This window comes from Pukyongia salina (assembly GCF_002966125.1).
GTDB classification, from domain to species: domain Bacteria; phylum Bacteroidota; class Bacteroidia; order Flavobacteriales; family Flavobacteriaceae; genus Pukyongia; species Pukyongia salina.
In genome coordinates this window covers 2,329,004-2,348,383 of record NZ_CP027062.1, presented here as the reverse complement: position 1 = coordinate 2,348,383, position 19,380 = coordinate 2,329,004, and the positions used below count along the sequence as shown (strand labels likewise).

The 19,380-nt window shown below is 41.8% G+C and carries 18 protein-coding genes and 1 other RNA gene; 9 read left to right on the top strand and 10 right to left on the bottom strand.

Annotated elements, in window-relative coordinates; all coding sequences use genetic code 11:
• Positions 1-70 precede the first annotated feature (70 nt).
• From C5O00_RS10715 to C5O00_RS10705, 3 genes are all read left to right on the top strand, one after another.
• Positions 71-664 carry a phosphatase PAP2 family protein gene (locus tag C5O00_RS10715; protein WP_105216847.1) on the top strand — a complete coding sequence of 198 codons (594 nt, stop codon included), beginning with the start codon at positions 71-73 and terminating at the stop codon, positions 662-664.
• 97 nt (positions 665-761) lie between these two features.
• The gene (locus C5O00_RS10710) at positions 762-953 is read left to right on the top strand and encodes a cold-shock protein (RefSeq protein WP_105216846.1); all 192 of its coding nucleotides are present in this window, start codon (positions 762-764) and stop codon (positions 951-953) included.
• Positions 954-1,101: 148 nt separating this feature from the next.
• Positions 1,102-1,899: a hypothetical protein gene (locus tag C5O00_RS10705; RefSeq protein WP_105216845.1), complete on the top strand. Its 798-nt coding sequence runs from the start codon at positions 1,102-1,104 to the stop codon at positions 1,897-1,899.
• 6 nt (positions 1,900-1,905) lie between these two features.
• On the opposite strand, the gene C5O00_RS10700 is transcribed toward C5O00_RS10705, so the two are convergent.
• From C5O00_RS10700 to C5O00_RS10690, 3 genes are all read right to left on the bottom strand, one after another.
• On the bottom strand, positions 1,906-3,120 hold the full coding sequence (locus C5O00_RS10700) for a peroxiredoxin family protein (protein ID WP_105216844.1): 1,215 nt from the start codon (positions 3,118-3,120) through the stop codon (positions 1,906-1,908).
• Between the two features lie 64 nt (positions 3,121-3,184).
• The gene (locus C5O00_RS10695) at positions 3,185-3,907 is read right to left on the bottom strand and encodes a hypothetical protein (RefSeq protein WP_105216843.1); all 723 of its coding nucleotides are present in this window, start codon (positions 3,905-3,907) and stop codon (positions 3,185-3,187) included.
• A gap of 13 nt (positions 3,908-3,920) precedes the next feature.
• Positions 3,921-4,124: a hypothetical protein gene (locus C5O00_RS10690; protein ID WP_105216842.1), complete on the bottom strand. Its 204-nt coding sequence runs from the start codon at positions 4,122-4,124 to the stop codon at positions 3,921-3,923.
• Positions 4,125-4,227: 103 nt separating this feature from the next.
• Here C5O00_RS10690 and pheT point away from each other — a divergent pair, with 103 nt between their 5' ends.
• Positions 4,228-6,654: a phenylalanine--tRNA ligase subunit beta gene (gene pheT / locus C5O00_RS10685; RefSeq protein ID WP_105216841.1), complete on the top strand. Its 2,427-nt coding sequence runs from the start codon at positions 4,228-4,230 to the stop codon at positions 6,652-6,654.
• 15 nt (positions 6,655-6,669) lie between these two features.
• On the opposite strand, the gene C5O00_RS10680 is transcribed toward pheT, so the two are convergent.
• On the bottom strand, positions 6,670-7,248 hold the full coding sequence (locus C5O00_RS10680; protein WP_158676832.1) for a fasciclin domain-containing protein: 579 nt from the start codon (positions 7,246-7,248) through the stop codon (positions 6,670-6,672).
• A gap of 135 nt (positions 7,249-7,383) precedes the next feature.
• Here C5O00_RS10680 and C5O00_RS10675 point away from each other — a divergent pair, with 135 nt between their 5' ends.
• Positions 7,384-8,097 carry a hypothetical protein gene (locus C5O00_RS10675; protein ID WP_105216839.1) on the top strand — a complete coding sequence of 238 codons (714 nt, stop codon included), beginning with the start codon at positions 7,384-7,386 and terminating at the stop codon, positions 8,095-8,097.
• 4 nt (positions 8,098-8,101) lie between these two features.
• Here the strand turns inward: C5O00_RS10675 and C5O00_RS10670 are convergent, their stop codons facing one another.
• Positions 8,102-9,727 carry an ABC-F family ATP-binding cassette domain-containing protein gene (locus C5O00_RS10670; RefSeq protein WP_105216838.1) on the bottom strand — a complete coding sequence of 542 codons (1,626 nt, stop codon included), beginning with the start codon at positions 9,725-9,727 and terminating at the stop codon, positions 8,102-8,104.
• A 154-nt stretch (positions 9,728-9,881) separates the two neighbouring features.
• Here C5O00_RS10670 and C5O00_RS10665 point away from each other — a divergent pair, with 154 nt between their 5' ends.
• Complete coding sequence (locus C5O00_RS10665) at positions 9,882-11,285, top strand: TlpA family protein disulfide reductase (RefSeq protein ID WP_158676831.1); 1,404 nt, start codon at positions 9,882-9,884, stop codon at positions 11,283-11,285.
• Between the two features lie 48 nt (positions 11,286-11,333).
• Here the strand turns inward: C5O00_RS10665 and fsa are convergent, their stop codons facing one another.
• The 3 genes from fsa to ffs form a co-directional block, all read right to left on the bottom strand.
• Entirely contained in the window at positions 11,334-11,987 is a 654-nt protein-coding gene (gene fsa, locus C5O00_RS10660; RefSeq protein ID WP_105216836.1) for a fructose-6-phosphate aldolase, read from the bottom strand.
• A gap of 134 nt (positions 11,988-12,121) precedes the next feature.
• Positions 12,122-12,931 carry an SDR family oxidoreductase gene (locus C5O00_RS10655; RefSeq protein ID WP_105216835.1) on the bottom strand — a complete coding sequence of 270 codons (810 nt, stop codon included), beginning with the start codon at positions 12,929-12,931 and terminating at the stop codon, positions 12,122-12,124.
• 64 nt (positions 12,932-12,995) lie between these two features.
• Positions 12,996-13,094, bottom strand: an RNA gene (ffs, locus tag C5O00_RS10650) — signal recognition particle sRNA small type.
• 88 nt (positions 13,095-13,182) lie between these two features.
• On the opposite strand from ffs, the gene C5O00_RS10645 reads away from it, so the two are divergent.
• From C5O00_RS10645 to C5O00_RS10635, 3 genes are all read left to right on the top strand, one after another.
• On the top strand, positions 13,183-14,235 hold the full coding sequence (locus C5O00_RS10645) for a glutaminyl-peptide cyclotransferase (protein WP_105216834.1): 1,053 nt from the start codon (positions 13,183-13,185) through the stop codon (positions 14,233-14,235).
• Between the two features lie 255 nt (positions 14,236-14,490).
• On the top strand, positions 14,491-15,894 hold the full coding sequence (locus C5O00_RS14490; protein ID WP_158676830.1) for a carboxypeptidase-like regulatory domain-containing protein: 1,404 nt from the start codon (positions 14,491-14,493) through the stop codon (positions 15,892-15,894).
• Positions 15,895-16,043: 149 nt separating this feature from the next.
• Complete coding sequence (locus C5O00_RS10635; RefSeq protein ID WP_105216833.1) at positions 16,044-17,588, top strand: hypothetical protein; 1,545 nt, start codon at positions 16,044-16,046, stop codon at positions 17,586-17,588.
• Between the two features lie 46 nt (positions 17,589-17,634).
• On the opposite strand, the gene C5O00_RS10630 is transcribed toward C5O00_RS10635, so the two are convergent.
• Together C5O00_RS10630 and C5O00_RS10625 are read right to left on the bottom strand one after the other, a co-directional pair.
• Positions 17,635-18,078 carry a hypothetical protein gene (locus C5O00_RS10630; RefSeq protein ID WP_105216832.1) on the bottom strand — a complete coding sequence of 148 codons (444 nt, stop codon included), beginning with the start codon at positions 18,076-18,078 and terminating at the stop codon, positions 17,635-17,637.
• A gap of 7 nt (positions 18,079-18,085) precedes the next feature.
• A complete protein-coding gene (locus C5O00_RS10625) occupies positions 18,086-19,327 on the bottom strand; it encodes an OmpA family protein (RefSeq protein ID WP_105216831.1) in 1,242 nt (413 codons plus the stop codon).
• Between the last annotated feature and the right edge of the window lie 53 nt (positions 19,328-19,380).

Below are 19,380 nucleotides of genomic sequence, written 5' to 3'. Positions count from 1 at the left end.
TAGGTTTTCTTCATAAGTTTTTCATATTTAACACGTTATATTGTATACCAACTAACTAATCTGAACGTGAATGACAGCTCGATTCACCACATATATTCCCGTGTTCGTATTCCTGTTTTTTATACTGAATGGTGCGGCCCAAAATCCTATTTCTCCTGCCGATGGCGGTCATGAACAGTGGGAATTCGTGCTGGAAGGCTCTGGAGATGTACTACAAATTGCCTTACCTGCCGGTGCCGCAATGCTAACACTCATAAAGGGCGATTATCAGGGTACTAAACAACTTGCTTTCTCTTATGGCACTACCCTAGCACTAACCTATTCTTTAAAATATATCATTGCAAAACGCAGACCGGAGGGTAGGGAGCAATACGACGCATTTCCCAGTGGTCATACCGCATCTGCCTTCAGTGGAGCATCTTTTATTCAGCGGCGATATGGCTGGAAATACGGGTGGGCAGCCTATGTGCTGGCCGGAGTAGTGGGCGTAAGCCGGATGGAGGGGCCGGATGGTTATCACGATTTTTGGGATGTACTGGCCGGAGCGACGGTTGGGATTAGTAGCACTTATCTGTTTACAAATAAATACACCGACCCGCCCGTCGATGTGAGTTTCGCTTCAGGAAACGGGAATTATATCCTTACACTTCGCTATAAGTTTTAGCTCCTTCAGCACAAATATTCATAATATTTCGCCAAAGTAGTGCTCGTGGAGTTTATAAGTACTACATTTGCAACTTATTAATTAATTATTATTTATTATGACTAAAGGAACAGTTAAGTTCTTTAATGACGCTAAAGGTTTTGGTTTCATTACAGAAAATGATTCACAAACCGAACACTTTGTACACGCAACCGGCTTAGTTGACGAAATTCGCGAAGGAGATGAAGTAGAGTTTGAGCTTGAACAAGGAAAAAAAGGATTAAATGCAGTTCAGGTACGAGTGATCTAACAAAACGCAACTTAATTTTTGACCCAGGCCCATCGTTTTCGATGGGCCTTTTTTATACACATGTTTTTCTGAAATAAGGGTTTATACGTAATAAAATTGTTCGTAAATCCTAATAACTTGAGATCTAATTATATCAATCTCCGTATGCATGTCTGCCTCTTACGAACATAAGAATCACGCCGCCCCTGCTAAAATAAAGTCGGCTGGCGAACAACAACCCAGCAACTCCAATTTTCAATTTTCAGACAATAGGCCCCAATCCAGTGTGATCAGGCAAACGCAGGACCTTGCCAATGGTTTCGTTTCCGATAATGCCGGCAGCCTGCAATTAAAATCTGTAAGTATTATCGATTCTCCGGCAGTCATCCAGATGAAGTTGGGAGGAGGAGATAAGGTTTCATTGAATGCCCTTAAAAAGGGAATGTCTGATAATCCTGAGGAAAACTGGGTTATCCTGGATAAATGGGTACGTTCCAGGGGTAATGGCAAAAAAGACGGCCCAACTATTGAAGAAGCCGCAGAATATTTGAATGTAAAAATTAAACAGCCCGAGTTAAAAAAAGAGGAAGAAACTTCAGATATTAAGGATGTTTACGACGTAAAGAAAGGATGTGCCCTTCAGGCCCTAATAAATTATCTAGGCCCGGTGCTCGAACAGAAAACACCCGAAGCTTTACACTATCATATATGGTCTACCCCAACTTTGGAGAAATTTAGAAATTACGATGTAGACTGGGAAAAATTTTATGCCCATATTGGGATCGTCATGACGAAGAGCCTGGCCAAAACTAAAGCAAAAGACGTTCCGGACGGAAAATTCCTGGTTGAAGTAAAAGGACACATGATGGTAATTGAAAAAGCAAAAAAATCCGACCCGGTTCTAATACAGGATCCGGGTAACAGTATTGGGAAGCTTTCCGATGAGATCCTACAAAACTATCCCTAATCGAGATTAATCTTCTGCCCTGAGTAAAGCAATAAACCGCTCAAACTCCTCGATAAAATCGGTATACTTCTCTCCGGTTGCTGGTCCGTTGAAACCGGTGTGTATCTTCCTTACTACACCCTTCTTATCAATGAAAATAGTAGTAGGATAAGACAGCACATGATTTAGCATGGGTAATTTTTCATTCGCCTTTTGTTTGTCGCTGCTACCCGCTTGTGCCAGGAGAATGGGGTAAGGAACACCTACTTTTTCCTTTAATCGTTTTATTGCCGCCATGGCTTTTTCTTCGGTGGGTGCATATTCAAAAGCCAGGGAAACGAACTCTAAGTCCTCTCCTCTATTCTTTTTGTAAAAATCTGTATAATAACGAGTTTCATCCAGACAATTTGGACACCAGCTACCCATAATCTGTACAATAACAACCTTCTCCCGAAATCTTTCATCATCCAGAGATACCATTTTCCCTTCAGTATCCGGAAAATTAAATGCTATAGAATCGTAACCTTCTTTTAAAAAAGTAAGAGAATCTGCCCGGGGTAATTCATAATCCGAATTCCTCACAGCCGAAAACGGTTCTTTAAAATGGTTTCCGCTATAGAAGATCCCAGTCATAGTGCTGTCGGTTACCTTAGCTTCAAATAAAAATGCATGGGCATGGTCGAATGTGGACAAGCGGAGAGTATCCCCTTCTACTACCCCTTCCAGATAACGGTAATCTCCTGTGGTAGTTCTAAAAGTCCCGCTTACTTTACTTCCTTCCTGTTTAAAAATACCCTTGGCGATATATCTGTCTGTGTCCGAGCCCGGACTAAATACGGCTTCCCACGTTCCCTCTACCCTCGCCGAGGCCTCTTTGTTCGTATAAAATCGAGGATGATCGCCATAAGTCATTGTAAAAGGGACTACTCTGTTTAAACTGGACTTAATGTAGCTGCCTGTTATGGTCTCTGCGGTGAATGTTCCCTTTAAAACCCCTTCGAAAACAGGATGTGTAATTATTATCGAATCGCCTCTTATGATTACCTCGTCGGTCTCTAATACTTCCTCTGCGTTGTGATAGATAAATGTATGATCCTCTCGGAAATTAGCTGTAAACGGCAACTCCTTTTTGTCGCCAAGTTCGAGCACCACTCGCCAGGTACCATGGTTTGGATGGTGAGGTTGCTGAGAACATGAAAATAAACTCAGACTAAGCAGTATGAAACAAAGTGCTTTGAACATCGTATTGGTATATATAAAAACAGACGCCCTAAAAGACGCCTGTTCTATAACTTAGTAAGTTGATCTAGTTTTGATCTTCCTTCGAATTCATTTTAACAAGAGTGGCATTTTGTGCTTCCACCTTAGAATTCGCATTATCAAGAGCATCTCTAAATTTGTTGAGACGATCCTCTGCATTTTTGATCTTCTCCATTTTCTTAGCGTATTCCACAGCGTCGATCTTTCCTTCTGCCTTTTCAGCCTCCACTCTGGCTCTGGCAGCTTCAATTCTCTTTTCACCATTGTCTAAAGCTTTTTGATGTCCTTCCATCTTAGCCTTGGTTTTGGTGAGCTTGGCTTTGGCATCATCCATGGTGGCAGCCTTAGTTTTAATTTCTGCCTTTCGCGTTTCTACACCGGTCTTCTTACTGGGGTCGGCGTTCTTCAACCTGTTCGCCGCAGCCTTTTCTGCCTCGCTAACATTTTTATCTGCTTTGTCCTTGGCATCTTTCATCATGTTATCCGACCTGTTCTTAGCCTCTTTTTCAACCTTAGAATCCATATCCTTAAGCTTTGCCTTTTCCTTATCCATCTTACCTTCAACATCTTTAGCGGCCTTCATTTCCTTTTCGATCTTCATTTTGGCTTCCTTATCCGCATCGGTAGTTGTCGTTTTCTTTTCAACTCTTTGTTTCTTTTCCTCCACTTTCTTGGTAACAGCTCCATCACTGTCCTGCGCATAACTGTTCACTGTTGTACCAAATACCACAAGTGCAACGATTATAAGGGATCTTATCAAATTTTTCATAATGTTTTTGTTTTTAAATACTGTCTAATTCACTTAATGCTTCCTCTAACTCTTCGGCTTTAACCTCTATAGACTCTTCAATTTCTTCGGTTTCCTGCTCGATATTTTCTATCTGCTCGATGACTGCTTCGTCCTCTGCCTCTTCTTTTTTAGCGTCCCTACAAGAGGTAAGTCCAAATACGAAGATCACTAAAAAAAGTTTTAATACTACTTTCATTTATAATGGTTTAACTAATTAGATTTTAAAAGTACAAATTCTGCCGCAATGTTTGAATGGTATTGGCATTGTTTTATCTTTGTAGGCTTAAATTTAAATCTTCATGAAGATCTCTTACAATTGGCTTAAGCAATTCATCAATATAGACTGGGAAGCCGAACGCACAGGTGAGTTGCTAACAGACCTGGGGCTGGAAATTGAGGGAATCACCTCATTCACTTCTGTGCCTGGCGGACTGGAGGGAGTAGTTGTTGGTCATGTGGTAGCCTGTAAAAAGCATCCTAATGCCGATAAACTAAAACTCACAGAAGTAGATCTTGGAGATGGAGAGCCTGTACAGATCGTATGCGGTGCACCTAATGTAGCCAAGGGACAAAAGGTGCCGGTAGCAACGGTTGGCACAACCTTATATAGCCCCGATGGAGAACCATGGAAAATTAAGAAAGGTAAGATCCGCGGTGAGACCAGTATGGGAATGATCTGCGCCGAAGATGAACTAGGCCTTGGACAAAGTCACGATGGGATCATGGTGCTTAATTCCAAATTAAAACCCGGTACTCCTGCTTCTAAAGTTTTCGAAATTGAAAAGGATGATGTATTCGAGATCGGACTTACTCCCAACCGCGCCGATGCCATGAGCCACTGGGGTGTTGCTCGGGATCTTAGAGCCGGACTTTTACAGCAGGATATCCTCCTGGAACTTATTACACCTTCCAACAGTAGTTTTCATGTAGACAACAGAACACTTCGCATCGATGTGGAGGTTGAAGATAATACCCTCGCACCACGGTATTGCGGTGTAACCATTAGCGGTATCAAGGTTGGTCCTTCCCCTGCATGGGTGCAAAATAGATTAAAGGCTATAGGGCTCACACCCATCAATAACGTGGTAGATATCACCAATTATGTATTACACGAACTGGGACAACCCTTACATGCTTTCGACGCTGTAAAGATCGCCAATAATAAGATCCAGGTTAAAACTCTCGATAAAGGCACAAAATTTATAACCCTGGATGGAGTGGAGAGGGAATTACACGAAGAGGACCTCATGATATGTGACGGCGAAAAACCCATGTGTATAGCCGGAGTTTTTGGTGGAATGAACAGCGGTGTTACCGAAAGTACCACAAGTATATTTCTTGAAAGTGCTTATTTCAATCCTGTAAGCGTTAGAAAGACTGCTAAACGCCACGCACTCAACACCGATGCTTCTTTCCGATTTGAACGCGGTGTGGATCCCAACGCCTGCGAATACGCCTTGATAAGAGCCGCCATCCTTATCACCGAAGTGGCCGGCGGAGAAATTAGCAGCGATGTGGTAGATATCTATCCGAAAAAGATCGAAGACCATCAGGTGGTTCTAAATTTCGAAAATACTACCCGTCTCATTGGGGAAGAGATCCCAAAGGAAACGATCAAAGAGATCTTAACCTCCCTGGAGATAAAAGTGAATAACGTAACCGAAACGGGCATAGGAATGACTATTCCTGCATATAGGAACGATGTTACCCGAGAAGCAGATGTGATCGAAGAGATACTAAGGGTATACGGCTATAACAGGATAGGGTTCTCGGAAAAACTTAACGCTTCTATTTCAGAAACAAAAAAAGTGGAAGACCACCTCATCCAGGATAAGGTGGCAGCACAACTTACAGCACTCGGATTTCATGAAATGCTGGCAAATTCCCTTTCCTCCCCTGCTTATCTTAGCTTGAGTATAGTGGAGAAGGAAAATGAGAGTGTTCGTATCCTTAATCCATTGAGCCAGGATCTTTCCGTTCTTCGGCAATCCATGCTATACGGGGCAATGGAAGCACTTTCCTATAATGTGAATCGGAAGATGAAAGATATAAAGCTGTTCGAATTTGGCACTACTTACCATAACTATCCGGATGGCAGGGCTGAGAAAAAGCATTTGTCTTTAACGGTTTCTGGGGAGCGCAACGAAGACAGTTGGGTCGTGTCTTCCCAAAAAAGTGATTTCTTTTATTTTAAAGGTGTGATCACGGCTATTCTGGAACGTCTGGGTCTTTGCGATTATTCGGTAAAAGATGTGAAAAGTGATATATTTTCTGAAGGGCTTTTATATACTAATGGAAACGGAGCTATTGTAGAATTCGGACTTATCAATAAAAACATTCGCGATCACTTCGACATTGAGGCAGAAACACTTTATGCCGATTTTAACTGGGATCTTATTCTGAAATCGATCAAGGTTGATAACTTTAAGTTGAAACCTATTCCGAAATATCCTTTGGTGAAAAGAGATTTCGCCTTGTTGCTCGATAATGATGTAAGCTTCGGAAAACTTAAAGAAGCCGCTATGCAAACCGAAAAACAACTCCTCAAGGATGTGTCGCTTTTCGATGTGTATACCGGGAAAAGCCTGCCGAAAGGCAAGAAGTCCTACGCATTGAGCTTTACTCTCCTGGATGAGCGCAAGACTCTTACCGATAAACAGATCGATAAGATCATGCAAAAGCTTCAGCAAAAATTTGAAAAGGACTTCGGGGCAACGCTTAGATAGAATATTTCTAAGTTGCTACTCTTTATTATTTGATGGCGCCAACGGACCTTCTACAATATGAAAGAAACCGTGACGATGGAAAAAATCTGAGGCTATAATTTTGGATCTTGCATTATCGGGGCCATACAGATACAATTGATCTCCAGTTTTCTGTATAACGATCACTGCTCCCTCCAAAGTTTTAAAACTTGCGCTACCTCCTCCTTTTTCAACAGCTTTTTTAATGGCGTGAGCATCTAGTCTGCCGGGGATCGTAAAGAACTGTAATTGAAACTTCTGATAAGCCGGATCGGAAAAATCGAAGGTTTCATTTTCCTCTTTTACTTTTTCTACACCCGCATCTGATATTACAAACACGGTTCCCATAAACTCATCCGTAAATATCTCTTCCGAATAATTTTCAAGTATCTCCGAGAAATAACTAAATCCTTTGGCTTCCTTCAGATTTTCGGATAATGTTTTATTTGATGAAAATTCGTTTCCCTGATACGATTTAGTAACCTCAGACATTTCGGTGTTCGTATATTTCTGTGCAAAGGTTGAAACAGTTACGAAAACAGTTAAGAGAACCGATAGATATAATTTTGAACTCATGGTGAAATTTTTCGGATTAAATGTAAACATTTATACAATGGGAACGTACCAACGTAGGTTTTATTTAATTTTTTTCAGAATTGTTAAATTGTTGCCTCGTATTACTTTGGTCGTTACTTTTATAAAAAATACGCTATGTTTTCAAAAACAAACATGGAAACCGTACTTCAGAAAACAAGAGACAGAAGGATCTCTTCTGAAGATATTTTGACTGAAGTTGCGGAAATTCTTGCCGCTACGGATCGTGAGCGAGACAGAATATCCAAAAACCTCCAACAACCCTCTTCTGAAGAAAACATTTTTAACCCAGATAAGCTCCAGGCGGAAAGGATATACCATCTTACAGATATCAGGAAACTTTGTGTCACATATCGTTTACGGTTCCTCGATAGTAATTTCTTTAAAGGACAGTTCCCGGAAGAAGCAATTTCCAAAATACGACAGATAGAAAAAGATCACAATACTTCCCTCTCTCATTTTAAAGTTGTGGCTCCCTCCAAACGTCTCAAGCTAGAGAATGCAGACGACCCCCTGCTCTTTGCGCCAATGGGTAATGATTATTTCTATCTTATCCATAAATGGGGTAATGATCTGCACCCGTTTAGAAAGTTGTTGATGTGGCCATATAAGAATTTCGAAAATCTTGTGATCACGGTCTTCCTGCTTAGTGCATTGCTTACCGCTATTACCCCGATGGGCTTGTTTACACATACTGCAGCGATGCAGGAATATATTCTTATGTTCCTGTTTATGTTCAAATCGGTTGGTGGGATCGTACTCTTCTATGGGTTCGCCAAAGGAAAGAATTTCAACAATGCGATATGGGACAGTAAATATTACAACGCTTAATGCCCTATACCACTACCGAATACATCTTTTCACGTAGTTCTTTAACCTTCTTGTCGTTCATGTATTCGTCGAAGGTAGTGTAACGATCTATTACCCCATTTGGCGTGATCTCCACTACCCGGTTCGCTACAGTTTGGGCAAATTCGTGATCGTGAGTTGTTAATAGCACGGTTCCCTTAAAGTTCTTCAAGGAATTGTTGAAAGCGGTGATGGATTCAAGGTCCAGGTGGTTAGTAGGCTCGTCGAGCATCAACACATTCGCTCGAATCATCATCATCCTACTCAACATACACCGAACTTTTTCTCCTCCCGATAGTACATTCGACTTTTTAAGGGCTTCTTCCCCACTGAAAAGCATCTTACCCAGAAATCCGCGTATATACACTTCTTCCCGCTCTTCTTCGGTTTTTGCCCACTGCCGTAGCCAATCCACCAACGACATATCGTTTTGAAAGAAATGTTCGTTATCCAGGGGTAAATAACTCTGGGTAGTAGTAACCCCCCATTGGAAACTACCGGAATCTGCCTTCTGGTTGTCGTTCAAGATCTCATAAAAGGCAGTAGTTGCACGCGAATCGCGCGAAAACACTACAACCTTGTCTCCTTTGGCCAGGTTTAAATCTACATTCCTGAATAGTATTTCTCCGTCCAGGCTGGCCGTAAGTCCTTCGATATTCAAAATCTGGTCTCCGGCTTCTCTTTCTCTTTCAAAAATAATAGCCGGATAACGTCTGCTTGAAGGTTTAATAGCATCCACGTTTAGTTTTTCGATCATCTTCTTACGGCTGGTAGCTTGTTTCGATTTAGCTACGTTGGCCGAGAAACGACGGATGAATTCTTCTAGTTCCTTCTTCTTGTCTTCGGCTTTTTTGTTCTGTTGAGCACGCTGACGGGCTGCTAACTGGCTACTTTCGTACCAAAACGTGTAGTTTCCGCTGTAGTGGGTTATTTTTCCGAAGTCAATATCACTAATATGCGTACAAACCGCATCCAAAAAGTGACGGTCGTGAGATACCACGATCACACAATTGTCGTAATTGGCCAGAAAATTCTCCAGCCAGGTGATAGTTTCATAATCCAGATCGTTGGTAGGCTCATCCATGATCAACAGGTCCGGATTACCGAATAGAGCCTGCGCCAGGAGTACCCGCACCTTTTGCTTTCCGTCCAGATCACCCATCAGGTTATAATGCAAGGATTCGTTGATGCCCAGATTAGAAAGCAAGGCCGCGGCGTCGCTATCGGCATTCCAGCCGTTCATTTCCTCAAATGCCACCTGTAACTCCCCTATCTTCTCGGCGTTCTCGTCTGAATAGTCCTCGTAAAGTTTATCGATCTCCGATTTTATGGCAAACAACTCCTGGTTACCTCGTACCACAGTTTCCAGCACCGGGTATTCATCATAGGCGTTGTGGTTCTGTTCCAGTACAGACATTCTTTTCCCCGGCTCCAGGTGTACACTTCCGGAAGTAGGTTCTTGTTTTCCTGCTATGATCTTCAGAAAAGTAGATTTCCCTGCACCATTAGCACCAATTATTCCGTAGCAGTTTCCTTGTACAAACTGCGTATTCACTTCATCAAAAAGGATCCTTTTCCCAAATTGAACCGATAAATTATTCACTGAAAGCATGTGCCCATAAAATTTTATAAATTCGCCGCAAAAGTAGCTAATAAACTGCTATTGAAGAAGCGGATACTGTTTAAAATTACTTTTAACTAGTAATTAACACATAGAAGAACAAGTGTGAATTACTTTTGCTTTGTGTATCAAAAAAGAAATACTATTGATTAGAACACTACTTCTACTCATTGTTTGCCTCCCCTTTCTTTCCTGTGAGAACGGCTCTAAGAGCGAATCTGATATGACCTGGATAGGGGGACAGATCGTTAATCCCAAAAGTGATTACGTGGTGCTGCTTAAGGATAATGAGGTAATGGACACCATTAAACTGGATTCCCAGAATTTCTTCCATTATCAATCCGAATGTATCAAACCGGGGCTGTATTCCTTCCGTCATCACGAATACCAGATCTTTTATCTCGAACCGGGAGATAGTTTGATGCTACGGGTGAACACTGTCGATTTTGACGAATCCCTTACCTATTCTGGGACTGGAGCTGCACGCAACAACCTTTTGATGGACCTCTTCCTTATGAACGAGAGTGAAAATACACTTATGCCATCGCTTTACCGTCTCAAGCCGGTAGAATTTGAAGCTAAGATAGATTCTCTGAGAGCCTTGCGGATGGAGCTTTTCAATGATTATGCAGAAAACCAGGGATTGTGCTCCGATTTCAAAAAAGTAGCTCTAGCAAATATCGATTACGATTATTATTCGAAAAAAGAGCTATATACCTCGGCTAACGTCACTAACCAAAATTTAAAGCCGGAGGATTTTCCGGAAGATTTTTACGATTACCGGAAAGAAATAGATTTTGGGAACAAGGAATTGCGCGCTTATTACCCATACTATAGATTTTTGAACAGGTACTTCGACAACCTGGCTCATAGCAAAAATGATAATTCGGGGAATTATCTCAACCGAAATAGTTTCAATCATAGCTATGAGAAGATTAAGATAATAGACAGCCTTGTGGAATGTGAAATTCTGAAGAACAGCCTGTTGTATACCTGTGCGCGTCGCTACCTCATCAATGCCAAGGATATTGAGAATGAAAAACAGATGGTTGCCATCTTCAATAAGACGAACACAAATCCCGAACATCACGAGCATATTGAAAAACTTGCCGCAACCACCATGCAACTTACCCCTGGTAATATCTTACCCAATGTAATGCTGGTGAACTACGACAATGTAATGAAGGATGTGCATTCTATCGTAAATAAGCCTACCGTATTGTATTTCTGGTCTGCAGAATCTGTGAAGCATTTCCGAAATTTACATTCTCGCGCCGCAGAGCTGAAATCAAAATACCCCGAATACGATTTTAAAGGCATAAATACCGATACTCATTTTAAGAAATGGAAGGAAGTTGTATATAAATCGGGATATAACACCAATCACGAATATCAACTTGATAATGTAAAAGATGCAGAGCAGAAATTACTTATCAACTCCATGAATAAGGCTATCATCGTAGACAAGAACGGAATTATTCTGGACGGACATTCAAATCTGTTCTCTCCTACTATAGAAGAAAATCTGTTGGGTTACCTTAATCTATAAAAAAAGCTCCGGGATCTCCGAAGCTTTATTCTTTAGTTACCTTATTTTTTAGTTACCTTTTTTATAATCGGCAAGGAACTTTTCCAATCCACTATCCGTAAGTGGATGCTTAAGCAATCCTTCGATAGATGAAAGCGGGCCTGTCATCACATCGGAGCCGATCTTGGCACATTCCAGTACATGCATGGTATGACGTACAGAAGCAGCAAGTATTTGTGTTTCGAAGCCATAGTTGTCGTATATAAGTCGGATCTCCGCAATAAGGTTTAATCCATCTGTAGAGATATCATCCAATCTCCCGATAAAAGGGGACACATACGTGGCACCGGCTTTGGCTGCCAGTAATGCCTGTCCGGCAGAAAACACTAAAGTACAGTTGGTTTTAATTCCATGATCCGAAAAATACTTGATGGCTTTCACGCCTTCTTTGATCATGGGAACCTTTACAACGATCTGGTCATGCAAGGCGGCAAGCTCCTTCCCTTCACGAAGGATGCCTTCATAATCTGTAGCAATAACTTCAGCAGAAACATCACCGTCTACAATATTACATATATCCACATAGTGCTTCAGGATATTATCTCGTCCCGTGATCCCTTCTTTGGCCATCAGGGATGGATTGGTGGTAACCCCGTCTAGGACACCAAGTTCTTGAGCTTCCTTTATTTGTTCAAGGTTTGCTGTATCAATGAAAAATTTCATGCTGTTTATATAATTTTTAGATTGGCACAAAAGTACAAAGGAATAAAGGTTCCTTCAATGAAAGACAGGAAAATTTCACACAAATTTTTGTTGATAAACTAAGTAGATAATCACAAATAGTTGGGTAATGGGGATCACTTCAGTTTGTAGTGATTCATTAGCATGCGTTCGTATACTCTACCGGGTAAAACTCTTCTAAGAACAACCGAAAACTTTTGGAGGAACGCCCCTACTCGATAACGCACCTTAGGTTTGCGTGTTTGTATGATCTTGTAGATAGCCCTTGCCATTTGTGAAGGATCTTCTCCCTGGTCTACATGTTCATTCATCATATTCAGGGTATGGCCATAGGCCTTTTTATAGGGAGAGCTGTCAAGTTGGGGAGCATGATATCGTCCGGCGGCAATGTTTGTGGCGAAGTCCCCGGGAGCAACATTGGCCATTTCAATGCCAAATTGTAATACTTCCATTCGCATGGCCTCTGTAGTGATCTCCAGGGCCGATTTAGTAGCAGAATAGATCCCGCGATACGGAAGCCCCATATATCCAGCGATAGAAGTAATGTTGATCACCAGGCCGCTTTTCTGTGCACGCATTTGGGGTAAAACCGCCTTCATCACCCGTATAGGACCCAGCACATTAGTGTCGAATGCCTTCAGGATCTCGTTATCGGGGGTTTCTTCCACAGGGCCGGTGATACCTACCCCGGCGTTATTAATAAGGATGTCAAGCCGCTCCTCTTTTTTTATTACTTCGGAAACGGCCTCTTCTATGGATGAAGAGTTACCAACATCCATTTTAAGTAGCGTAAATTTAGAGTTTGAGACGTAATTATCCGGATTTCTGGAAGTACCGTATACTTTGTATCCTTTTTCAGTTAAGAAATCGCCAATGGCCTTTCCAATTCCTGAAGATCCTCCCGTAATGAAGACTACTTTAGACATACTTAATATCGAATGAAAGCAAAGATGCGTTTAAGGGGTAAGAATTGCAAATAAAGCGCATAAAAAATGGCAAGCTACCTACATCACACCGCTACGACCGTCTACCCTTGCTGCGTTCCCGCCCTGGGGGATTCAACAGGAGCTGGTTGTGTAGGACTTGCCACTGCAAATATACGGCAATTTACACGTTTGACAAGGTTTTTTAGTTTACAATTTTAAATAACTATCTTGCCCAAAATTTGAAAAATATCATGCCTGTACTTAAGTTATTCGTTATTATACTTTTAGTGATCCTTCCAGCTGCCTGTGGGGATAAGGAGCCATCTGCTAAGGATCTTTTTTCTCTGGAACACGATAGTGCGAAGAAAGGACACAAAGTTTCAGAACCCCTTGATATTTCGGTAAAATCGCGTAAAGGAAAGGTGATAGATTCTGTGGTGTATTCTATCGACGGGAAACGGATGGCCGCTTCCGAAGAAAACAAAGAAATAACCATAGATGTATCCTCTCTAAATCTTGGAAAAAGAGTGATAGGAGCTAAGATCTATTCGGAAGGCGTTTCTTACGACCTTGCAGACACAGTTGTATTGCTGGCAAATGAAACACCAAAGCTTTATACTTATAAGGTATTAGAAACGTATCCGCACGATATCAACGCTTATACGCAAGGGTTGGAATTTGAAAATGACACCCTTTACGAAAGTACTGGTAAATACAAACGATCGAGTTTAAGAAAGACAATTTTCACTACTGGTGAAGTATTAAAAAATGTTCCCCTGGGAGATGGCTTCTTTGGTGAGGGTCTCACTATTCTCAATAATAAGATCTATCAGTTAACCTGGCAGGAAAACACTGGCTTTATATATAAACTGGAGACCATGGAAAACACAGGATCCTTTGTATATGGTGAGAGTAAGGAAGGCTGGGGACTCTGCAATGACGGCACGAAAATCTATAAAAGCGATGGTACCGAACGTATCTGGACGCTTAATCCCAATACGCTGGCCGAGGAGGGATATATAGAGATCTACACCAACTCTGCCAAGATCCCGAAAGTTAACGAGCTGGAGTGGGTAGATGGAAAGATCTATGCGAATATCTATCAGAAAGATGCGATCGCTATCGTTAGCCCCGACAACGGTGCTGTGGAAGGAGTGATCAACCTGAAAGGTCTCAAGGATAAGGTAACACAACACGAAGAACTTGATGTACTCAACGGGATAGCATACAAGGGCGAACCAAATATTCTATACGTCACAGGGAAGAATTGGGATAAATTGTTCAAGATCGAGATTGTAGAATAATTAGATGTTTTTAGGATCACAAACCATAAATCTCAAAAAATCAAAGAATAAATAATATTCAATGACCAATTTTGAAATTTGTTACATTGGAATTTGAAATTTATTTGAGTTTTGGGAATTGTCTATTGTTATTTCTCACATCCAACTATTAACCCCTCACTTCCACCCCTTCCCTCACTCATATAGCTGTTTCCCTCAAACTCTATTTTATTTTGGTTAAGTTTTTGATTGCTTTGATGTGTCAATATGTCAAGCATGAAAAAATCCATCACCATCAACATTCCGGAGCCATGCCACGAAGGATGGCAGAACATGACCCCCACACAAAAAGGCCGGTTTTGCACTAGCTGCGAAAAAGAAGTTATCGATTTCAGTAATAAAAGGGACGAAGAATTGGTAAAAGAATTGGCAGGCAAAACAAATATCTGCGGCCGATTTAAAAGTTCTCAGCTAAACAGGGAGGTTAAGATGGAACGAAAAAGCTATAACAGCCTTTTGCCCTATGCAGCTTCCCTGTTGGTGCCGCTTAGCTTGATGGGATCCAATCCTACCGAAACTGATGGATCTGAAAAGAATTTTGTATCCCTTGGTATTGGACGCTATAGCAATGCGAACAACAACCGTATTCAGGTGATAACATCCGGAAAGATCACAGACGCCCATGGGAAACCACTTTTTAATGTGGAAATTAGTGTAAAAGAAAGTGGCAGAAGTGTGGTAAGTGGGATACGCGGAGATTACCAAATTAAATCCCTGGATCGCGAAACGCTGATCTTCAAGAAAGACGGATTTGTAGCACAGGAAGTAAAACTCACCCATACCTCTACAACCATTAATATAAAGTTACATCCTTCCGTAGACGACATGGATATTATAGTCCTGGGAGGACTAGCGGCACCTATTAGTGAACTTCCCCCTCCTCCACCCGCGCCAGCCGTAGACATCGTTGTTGAGGAAACCCTGGGGGATGTTGCATACGAGATCGATGAGGTTTTAGAAGGGGAGATCATCGCGGAGAATATAAAAGATGAGAACATAATACCAATTTCCACTTGCGACCTGGGGGATATAGAGATCATAGAGATTGAAGAAATAACCAAGGAGGTAGTATCCGGGAAAATTAGCCAGGAAGGAATTGCCGACAAAGGTGCCGAAGAGGACGATGAGGCTACTAAAACATTAATACGTGGAGTAGTGATCGACGAACAAGGCCTGCCTCTGCCGGGAGCTAATGTCTTAGTGAAAGGTACTGCAACAGGTACCCACGCAGATTTCGACGGGAATTTCGAGATAAATGCAAATAAAGGCCAGGTACTCGAATTTAGCTATGTTGGATTTAAAACTAAGGAATATAATGTGAAAGATGTACCTGAAAACGTCACTATGGTCATGGATGAGGTAATGCTGGAAGGATTAGTCGTTACAGGTATTGTTGGATTTGTAACTCGCAACGATGGAGATCCGGTAGGCAATAAATATGTGATAGAACCTCAAACAATCACCACCACGCAATACACGATCGAAACAGAGCAGGAAAGGAAAACCTGGAGACAGGGCATCCGTGAGGCACACGCCAACGAAATAGAATATAAACGTCTGCAACAGGCGCGTAAAAAAGCCGCGCGTAAACTTAAGCGTTCAAAGCGAAAAAGGAAATAACATGGCAGCATATAGTAGGTATCCCTGCATAATCTGGGTAGGTTTGGGGTATAACAGGAGGTACCTGCTGTAACTGCTTTGCTAAAAGTTCTTCACCTAACAATAAGTTGCATCATAAAAAGTTATATTTTTACTGAAAATTAGCTTACATGAAGTATTTATACGGAATCGCAGCGTTCGCCTGTGTGATCTTGTGGAGTTCCTGCCGAAATGATTTTGAAACTGTTGCAAGTACCGGAAATCTTGAATTTTCCAGAGACACTGTTTATCTCGATACAGTATTTACCAATATCGGTTCGAGCACCTACAATCTAAAAGTATATAATCGCAGTAACGATGATATTAATATCCCAACCATCGCCCTGGGTGATGGCGAAGCCTCCAATTACCGACTTAATGTAGACGGTATCCCCGGAAAAACCTTCGAGGATATTACCATACTGGCTAAGGACAGTATCTTCATTTTTATTGAAACCACCATAGATATCAATAACTTTCCCAACCCTGATAATGCCTTCCTGTATACCGATAAGATCTTATTCGATACCGGAGGAATGCAGCAGGATGTAGACCTGGTCACCCTCGTACAGGATGCGGTATTCTTATTCCCCGAACAGTTCGCAGACGGAACCATAGAAACATTAAATCTGGGGATGGATGCCAATGGAGAGGATATCCTGGTTGAAGGCTTTTTTCTTGATGACACCGAACTTAATTTCACCAACGAAAAACCCTATGTGATCTACGGCTATGCAGCTGTGCCGCCGGATAAGACCCTAACGATCGATCCCGGGGCACGGATTCACTTTCATGCCGATAGTGGGATCATAGTGGCTAATATGGGTTCTATTCAATCCAATGGGGCTCCCAGCAACGATCCCGAATTAATGGAGAACGAAGTGATCTTTGAAGGAGATCGTCTCGAACCGGGGTTTGCCGATGTCCCCGGACAATGGAGCACTATATGGCTAACACAGGGCAGTGTAAATAATTCCTTTACCAATACTACCATTAAGAATTCGGTTGTTGGTATCCTCAACGACAACTCTCCTTTAACGCTGGATAATGTACAGATCTATAACAGTGCCAATGTGGGACTGTTAGGCAGAACGGCTACTATAGTTGGTAATAATGTGGTGATCAATAACAGCGGCCAGGCTTCCCTTGCTTGTTCCCTGGGTGGCGATTACGTCTTTAATCATTCTACTTTTGCGAATTACTGGTCAAACAGTTTCCGAACCTTCCCTGCAGTTCTAATAGATAATGTTTTGCAGGTTAGTGAAACCGAAGTGGTTGTTGCAGATCTCGTTCGTGCCGAATTCAATAATTGTATCGTTTACGGAACCGAACAGAGAGAACTTGGTTTTGTTAATAATCCTTCGGCACAATTCAATTTCAAATTCAATAACAGCTTGATTAGATTTGAAGACCCTAATGGCGAATTCACCGATGTTCCCGAATATCAGTTTCAGAATGTCGCCCTTTACTCAAATATCGTGAGGAACCAGGACCCTGTTTTCCTTAATACAGAAATGAACGATTTCAATATTGAAACCGGAGCTTCGGGAGCAGATGGAATCGGCTTGCCGGGCGTAGGGCCCGCCACCGATCTAAATGGAACACCTCGTGGCGCTAACCCCGATGCGGGCGCTTACGAAAGTATTGTCTTCCCCGATCCGGGAGGAACACCATAAAAAAAAGTCCTGCTAATTTGCAGGACTTCTTTTTCGACACAACTCATCAATTGGCCGGTTCATCAATGGCAGTTAATCTGCTAAGTAATTTATCGATCTTTGCTTCAATCGCATCTAAACCTGCCCTGAGTTCCTTAGGGGTAACATGTCCTCCTTTACTCAGGTTTACTGTCGCACCAGGACTATTGAACCACCCCGGATATTTTTTTCTCATTTCATCCAGTTTCGCTCGGGTTGACCTCAAACAACTTTGTGCCCTCGATCGTAAAGCTATTGCCTCTTTGTACTGAGCAAGAGTCACCAATTCCGGATTGTTCTCCATTTCTGTAATATCCGCTTCAAGATCCTTTAGGAAGGCTTTACACGAATCTATCTCATCAAGATAGTTCTCTACCTGTTCCCTGCTTGGAGGTGTATAGGTCTGAGCCATGGTAGCCCCCATTCCTCCTACAAGAAATATTGATAATGCTATTACATATCTTAGTTTCATATCGCTATCATTTTTGTTCCATAAGTACAAATTCTACTCGTCTGTTCTTAGCTTTTGCCTCCGGTGAATTTCCTTCTGCAATCGGATTGGATTCCCCATAACCAGCACTGGACAATCGTCCTGGATCAACTCCCTTCCCGGTGAGATATTTCATTACAGACAATGCGCGATTCTCGGATAAGGTCTGATTGGACGTATCGGATCCATCAGAATCTGTGTGTCCATGTATATTCAATCGAACCTCAACATTTTGAGCCATCATAGCCGCGATCTGATCAAGTACTGTAAACGAATCAGAAGTAAGGTTATAAGAGTTTACTTCAAAATTTATGTTATTCATTACTAGTCTGCCGTCTGTCTTCAATCTGGTATATAAATCGTGTCCCTTACCTCCTATGGCGAAATAAGTAACCATTTCGGGTTTTGAAGGGTTCTTGTTTACCGAAGGCGATATTATATACAACTCCAGGTTAGTGAACATTTTTCGAACATGATCCTCGTTAGTCGTAATGTCCGGATCGTTTACCAGCATATACCCGTCGAGGTAACCCTTCATATAGCCTTTATTGAAGGATAATTGAATTGTATGCCATCCTTCTTTCCATATCCCGGACGGTAATCTGGAGATATTGTCGGCACCATTCCACATCACACCATTCCCTATTCTAACATCGTGGTTGGCATAGGGATCTTCCGAATTCTTAAGCTTGATTACATATTGCTCGTTACCTTTATTATGAAAGTAAGCTTTCATTTCAACCTTAAACTCTGAACCCAGGTAGTTTTCATTACTGATATTAGGTTTAATGGTACTGTATCCGGAGATCGTCTCAACCACTCCGTCCTTTTTTCCATTGGTTATTACTTGGTTATTCTGAAGCGCCCCCTTTACCTGCACCCATTTCGATGGGAATTCTGTAGGGCGTTCTGTATTAAAGTCGTCCACGAAGATTGCCGTTCCCGGGTCGATGAAATTATCAAGCGGTACCGTTGAACCCATTGAATTTGTGGAAACTTCCACTACATCGGAGTTCGTATTGGTATTCTTATCTTCTTTCGGACTGGTCTTTTTCTTGTCCTTACCTTCTATGGCATCGAGGCCATCGTCCACAGTTTTGTTGATCTGCTTATTGGCTCTGTTTTTCGCTTTCTTGGAGATAATACCTCCTACATCCTGTCCAAAACCACTACTAAATGTAAGTAGCAAACAGAACATTGCGATGTTTTTAATAAGTTTAGTTGTTTTCATGAGTGAGATATATTGATTATTAGATCACAAATCTCTCATTATGAACAACTTAA